Here is a 6,131-nt window from a genome sequence, read left to right on the forward strand (position 1 = left end):
CCGCCGGCGAGAACTCGACCCGGCTGCACAGCGAAGCCGCGCTGGCCAGGCTGACCGGCATCGCGCCGATCCCGGCCAGCAGCGGCGCCACCAGCCGCTACCGGCTGCACCGTGGCGGCGACCGGCAGGCCAACCGCGCGATCCACATGATCGTGTTGTGCCGGCTGACCTGCCACCAGCCGACCAAGACCTACATCGCTCGGCGCATCAGCGAGGGCAAGACGAAAAAGGACGCCGTCCGCTGCCTGAAACGCGCTGTCGTCCGCGAGATCTACCGCGCTCTGATCAGTGATCTGCATGCATGCGGAATCGTCCCGGCCGCTCCGACAGGCGCGAACCAAGTGCCGCCCGCAGCCGAGGTCAAGGCTGGCCGAAGGCCACCCGAAGGGCACGGTCTTGACCACGGCGAGGACGGCACCACCATCGCAGCGCACGGAGCCGGCATGACCACCCACCACGCCACTTGACACCCATAGGAGCTATCCATGCCGCTGTCATCGCGGAGCGCGACCATGCCGCTGGTTCGGCGCATACGCGCGAGTGGCGGTCTCAGTCGCGGTAGCGAGCAAACATGTCTCTATGGGGCCACGACTCGTCGAACGCCTCGATCACCTCTTCGGCGCGCCGAAGGGCGTTCCATGAGCGCAATCGGCCCGCGTCGTAGTGCCGCTGAGCAGTGTCTCGGACTTTCTCGACGACATCTAAGACGGCGGGCCAGCGCAGCGTTGCCATGGAGTACTGCAGCAACTCTTCCAGGCCGAAATCACACGGGTCTTCGGCCAGGCGGGCCGCGTATCGGCACATCTCTCGTTCCGCGAGCCCTCTGTGCTGGGGATGCTCCTCGATCAGATTGAGCAACCCTGCGAGGTGCGGCTCAAGCACATCAGTGCCCGGTTGCCGCCCCGCGACGAAGACGGTCACCAAGACGTGTTCTCGCAGGAGCCGGCGAAACGTGGCCCCGTCGTCACTCTCGTCGAAGATCACCTCTAGGCGAGAAAGATCGCCTGGCCAGGTTTCGTCTTCCACGGCTTGATCCTCACACGGCAGGGCCGACGTGCAAACGACCATGCCGCTGGTTCGGCGGACCTGCTAGGAACCGTAGGTCGGGACACCCGAGAGAGCGGACATCGACTTCAGGTCGAACCCGCTGACGCAGGCTGTGCATGAGCCGCTGATCGTTCGGTTGCCGAGGGGCTTCCCCAGGCGGATGCGGATGACATTCTCGCGCCCCGCGTCGTCGCACACGTCGGCATGCTCGCGAACCTTGATCTTGAAAGTGACCTCTGTTGATGACTGGTTAGCCTGGGCAGAAATGAGGCTGTCGCAGTCGCCGTGAAGGTATACGACCGTGACAACCGACGAGGTAGGTGCAGAGGACACCACCGACCATCGGACCTGATGCTCTGCGCCACTGGACGAGCATGAGGTCACTCCCGCGATCACCGCCGCGCAAGCTAGCACCGAAGGGTGAGGGCGCACGTGACGAGCATTTCAGGCAAGAGTCACGGTTACGTCTCGAATGAAACCACTGCGCGACCATGCCGCTGTCGTCGCGGAGCGCGACCATGCCGCTGTCGTCGCGGAGCGCAGGTGCTCGCCGCGATCGCGGCAACTGAAGGTTGCGTCTTCAAACGAAGCCTGGCTGAGCCCTTGGGTGCCGTCCCGTCAATCTCAGCTCAACAGACGCCGCCGCGGCGGCTGCTCCATACGTTGCAATTCCCGCCCGAGCAGCAGCACGACATCGGCTGATCGCTGCCGAGCCTCCTCAATCTGACCCCTCAGCTCTTTGCGCAACTCGAGCATCTCCTCGCGCTCGTTTTCGGGACGTGTTGAGTAGCTGGAGTCGTTGATCGCATCGGTTAGCTCACGGACAATTCTCGTCCGAGCCCAGATAGTTTCCGTCCATCCGCCAAAGGCCTCGAAGGCTTGTGGTGAGCCGAACGCAACAATTCGGGCGATCAATTGTTCCATCGTTGACGCTATCTCACTTATGCGCTTCAGGTTTGATGGTGAAAGCTCGTCAAGGTCTTTCGCTGCGGCGGAGGTTTGGCGTACAACAAATTCAATGGCATCGACATAAGCTGCAGCTCGTTCAGTCCATATTCGCGCAGAGAGCTCGCGATTCGCCTGCTCCGTTGCTAATGATCGGCTGGTTTGCCTCTGCAAGTAGGGCGCCACGATAGCCGTGAGAGTAACTAGACCGGAACTGATCAATGCGACTTCGCCAGTCGTGAGGATCACGCGGACCATCTTCCTCGACGCCGAAACTTAAGTCGTCACGACGCGCCCCTATTGCGTCCTGTCCTCAGCGCTCGGTCGCACGCACGCCTCGTGTACCGACGACAGGCCGCTGTCGTCGCGGGGCGCGACCACGGCGCCCCAGTGTCCTATCGTCAGGCAACTCTCTGGCAGCATCTACGCGTGCCGGTTAGAGCAGCAACGGGCGGTACCTAGATCGCTGCGTCGCGGTGCTTCGTCGGTTGGAGCCTCGGTTGCCGAGCGGTTCGCTGAGCGATGCGCGCAATCTTCTAGACCACGGCGAGCCAGCAGAGGGGATGCTCTACGCGGCGTGGGCAATCTGCAATGCGAGCACACCGGTCCCGGCTTCGATCATTCACGAAAACCAAAGCGCTGACCGGCGACCTCATCGTGCAGGAGCACATGCCCGAAGACCTCGACCGGTACGCGATTCCGGGGACATAAGCGCGACCATGCCGCTGAGGGAGCGTCCGTCGCCTTACGAAGTCGCCTAAGGTGATCAAGGTGTCCAGCAGTGACTCGACCGGTTGGCCTCGCGTTCGAGCTGCGCTGGGGTATGTGTACCTCCTACTCGGCATCGTCTCTTTCGGTGCTTACCTCGCCCTCGGCCACGCGACGATCAATCTCGTCATGGGCATCGTCTGGCTCTGTCTGGGCACCTTCTGGATCGTCTTCATTGACCGTCGCGATCGCCGCCGAGGTCTGTAGCCCCCCGTAGCCATGCTGCGCGACCATCAGCCACTGTCGTCCCGGAGCGCGACCATGCCGCTGGTCGAGCGGGGTGCCGCGCGTAGGTGGAAGCTGGACTAAAGGCGGCTGGCGATTCGGAGGTGCTGAATCGGGTCAAGAGCGGAGGGCCCGCGGCCACTCGCGGGTCTGACCGCAGCGGACGGCGCTGAATGTCGGCGCAAGGGTGCGTTGAACCGATCCGTGAGGGCGATCGTCGAGTTGGACTGGTCCTCGTCTGGGCCAGAAATTCTCGGCCGACATCGGTTGGGGGCGGGTTCTCAACGTCCATACTTAGGCCGCCTCTTCGGCGTCATCCGACGGTTTCGTCCAACGGGTCAGTCGGGGGCCGAAGTGCATCGTGGATCTTGAGCACCTCAGCGTCGCTGATCTCGTCGAGGGCAAGCAACATTAGCAACGCCATGCCCGAGTTGCCGAGGCGCTGCTCAGACATCTCTGTATTCGGGATGGGGAAACCCCTATTCGCAGTTTGCTTTGGAGGGGAGTCGAGAAACCCGTATTCGTAGAGATCTCTGAACTCGCGATGGGCGCCCCACTTCCACCAAGATCGGGCCGGCGCTCCGATCACCGAAGTAGGTAGCGGGATCAACTCGGCTCGCCCAACCGCGGCCAGCATCACGTATTGCCGCCAAGTAAGCGTCTCGGCCTGTCGCAGAACCCAAGCGGCCAGCCCAGCGTCGACTGCCGAATCGGTCGCAACCCGAGCGAACATGCAGCCGATATGTTGAATCTTCCGCTCCTCGAAGGCATCGCGTGCGCGGAGCAGAACTCCCTCTGCGATCTCCCGACCAGCATTCCTACCGTCGGGAGCGTCGTCGAAGAAACCGTCAGTCCGGATGGTCGCTCCTGCAGCCAGCACCTTCTGCAGGTGGTCAGCTGCATAGATCGCAGCAGCGCCGGACCGCGCACGCTCACGTCGACTCAGCAATCTCGCACCCACTTCATCGACCGTTTCCCTGAAGGCGCGCTGGACGACGGGTCCGCCCGCTGCACCAGCGAGCGCGCCCGCCGGACCGGCCACCAGCATGCCGATCGCCGCCCCGGACGTGGCACCGACGATCTCGGAGCCGGCTTCGAGCAGTTTGCGGCCGACGGAATCACCGACGTACTCGTCATCCTCCATGTCCGCTACGTTCGCCCACCCCGCGCCGAAGATCAAGATGGTCACGCATGACAACTGCACCAGCGGCATGGTCGCGCTCGCGAATGAGAAGCGCCTAGCTCTGCACGCCTAGCTTCGAGATGGCGCGGCAGCTGCGGCGCACGTTTCGCATGCGAAGCGGCCGGCCGGATCGAACAGGTGGCGCATGAGGAAGACGTCTCGCGCGGGAACGTGGCACAGTGTTGAGTCGGCGTCGAACGCATGCTCCGCTCCGTCGAGGACCTGATCGCCGACGAGGTGAAGCGCAGGCGGCGGAACATTGTCGACCCGGCCGGGCGACATGAGCTCTCGAACGTCGCCCCGGTAAGTGGCGAGGGCGGCGGCCTTCTCAGAAGTGAGGGCGCGGAGCTGATCGTGCCGTCCTGCCGATGCGAAGCCAACTCCGCGCATGACCACCACCGAATGCTAGCCGCCACCCCCTCCCCGTGCGGACACCTTTGGCGGCGTCGCCCCGTGTGGGCGCTATGACGACGCGCCAATGTGGTGAAGGCGCGGTGCGACGGGCACCTTCGTTAGCCGCTGACCGTTCGATGAGGGTGCATCTCGATCAGTTGAGCGATCAGGCGTCCGGGAATGCACCGCCCGCACGCGGAGCACCTCATGTAGCCACTTTCCTCGGTCATCGGAGCGCCATCAGCGGGGCAGCACCATTTCCCGCCGTACCGAAATCCTAGGACGCGTGGTGCTGGCTCGTCCGGCGGGTGGGCAACGATGTCGAGCAGCTCCGACTGCATATTGGGGGCCAACGGCATATCACCGTCTCGACAGCGAAGCTCTCCCTCGATGTGGTCCATCAGACTTCCGCATCGGGGACAGTGCACCTTCAGAGGCTAACCGACATTCTTAGCTTGTGAGCGCCCCTTCTGCTCGGCTCCGCCGGCGCATTGCTCTTGATTTTCAGGACGCGGACAGCGCTACGGTGGCGCTGGAACTAGTCGGCGGTGTCGACGGGTCGGAGCGGGTTCAGGCGTCTCTGGTCCTGTGGGCGAACGGCGACCTTGCTCGGCTGCGTGACGCCCGTGACCTCGCCGCGCTCGACTGGCGCGACGCCCTTGTGCGCGCCGGTCTCGCCGACGAGGACTGGCCGTCGCGTCTAGACGTCGAACTCGGCCAGAGCACGTAGATCGACTCGACCTCTAACGCTCGGCATGGCGGTCGATCCAACATCAGCGCGACGACAGCGGCATAGTGGCGCGGTGCTCGGCGAAGGTGGCGACCCGCTTGCCTGTGCGGCTTGGCGCGAGACAGCCATTGGTGGATCCTCGGATCATGCAGGACCGACCAGAAGGACAGGGGATGCACTTTTTCAGCGAGCGGCCCGCCTTCTTCGACGCCCTCGAGGCTATGCACGGTCATCGGCCCGCCCTTTCCATAGATCCACTCGGCCCCGGCTGGCATGAGACCGAGCGTGCACTCTCAGATATACGTGCGGACTTCACCCGGACGATCCAAGACGCGCCGCCACTGCTTCTGCTCTGGCACGAGCTCGACGGAGGGCAACGCTGGGGATACGTCGGGAAGGCACTCGACTGGTACTTCGGAGCCGATGGCGGCTTCCAACTCAGCCCTAACTACATCGAATCGGTGATCGACCTCGCCAACCAAGTACGAGGTGCGGTCAACGACAACATCCTCGGCTACCTGACGGACTGGCCCCTCTGCCCGGACGATGGATGGCCGCTGCACGTGCTCACGAGACCGAGCGGTGGCTGCTACTGGCACTGTCGGCACGGCGACCACGACATCGCGGAGCTGGGAAGGCTAAACGCGTCTCTGTAGTGGGTTGCTGAAACACGCGCGTACCGCACCGCTGACCGGGATCGACCCATCGACCTGCCGCCGGGCGTGACTATGAGTCGGACAATGCCGCGACAGCGGCATGGTCGCGCTCCGCGACGACAGCGGCATGGTCGCGCTCCGCGACGACAGCGGCATGGTCGCGCTCCGCGACGACAGCGGCATG

7 protein-coding genes are annotated in these 6,131 nt (G+C 63.9%); 4 read left to right on the forward strand and 3 right to left on the reverse strand.

What is annotated here, in order from left to right; genetic code table 11:
* Positions 1-467: transposase (locus ACTHMS_RS22410; protein WP_440308877.1), on the forward strand; the 467-nt coding region annotated here is incomplete at its 5' end.
* 82 nt (positions 468-549) lie between these two features.
* Here ACTHMS_RS22410 and ACTHMS_RS22415 read toward each other — a convergent pair.
* Positions 550-1,026, reverse strand: coding sequence for a hypothetical protein (locus ACTHMS_RS22415; protein ID WP_440308878.1), 477 nt, complete (start codon positions 1,024-1,026; stop codon positions 550-552).
* Positions 1,027-1,671: 645 nt separating this feature from the next.
* Positions 1,672-2,241: a hypothetical protein gene (locus tag ACTHMS_RS22420; RefSeq protein ID WP_440308879.1), complete on the reverse strand. Its 570-nt coding sequence runs from the start codon at positions 2,239-2,241 to the stop codon at positions 1,672-1,674.
* A 522-nt stretch (positions 2,242-2,763) separates the two neighbouring features.
* Here ACTHMS_RS22420 and ACTHMS_RS22425 point away from each other — a divergent pair.
* A complete protein-coding gene (locus tag ACTHMS_RS22425) occupies positions 2,764-2,967 on the forward strand; it encodes a hypothetical protein (protein ID WP_440308880.1) in 204 nt (67 codons plus the stop codon).
* 331 nt (positions 2,968-3,298) lie between these two features.
* On the opposite strand, the gene ACTHMS_RS22430 is transcribed toward ACTHMS_RS22425, so the two are convergent.
* Positions 3,299-4,174: a hypothetical protein gene (locus ACTHMS_RS22430; protein ID WP_440308881.1), complete on the reverse strand. Its 876-nt coding sequence runs from the start codon at positions 4,172-4,174 to the stop codon at positions 3,299-3,301.
* A gap of 913 nt (positions 4,175-5,087) precedes the next feature.
* Here ACTHMS_RS22430 and ACTHMS_RS22435 point away from each other — a divergent pair.
* Positions 5,088-5,291, forward strand: a complete 204-nt coding sequence (locus tag ACTHMS_RS22435) for a hypothetical protein (protein WP_440308882.1) — start codon at positions 5,088-5,090, stop codon at positions 5,289-5,291.
* 173 nt (positions 5,292-5,464) lie between these two features.
* Complete coding sequence (locus ACTHMS_RS22440) at positions 5,465-5,947, forward strand: hypothetical protein (RefSeq protein ID WP_440308883.1); 483 nt, start codon at positions 5,465-5,467, stop codon at positions 5,945-5,947.
* Positions 5,948-6,131: the final 184 nt, after the last annotated feature.

It is taken from the genome of Jatrophihabitans sp., from assembly GCF_051960575.1.
GTDB lineage: Bacteria > Actinomycetota > Actinomycetes > Mycobacteriales > Jatrophihabitantaceae > JBQCEE01.

Coding starts and splice junctions, on each gene's coding strand:
- ACTHMS_RS22440 (WP_440308883.1), top strand. CDS start 5,465: ATGCACTTTTTCAGCGAGCGGCCCGCCTTCTTCGACGCCCTCGAGGCT.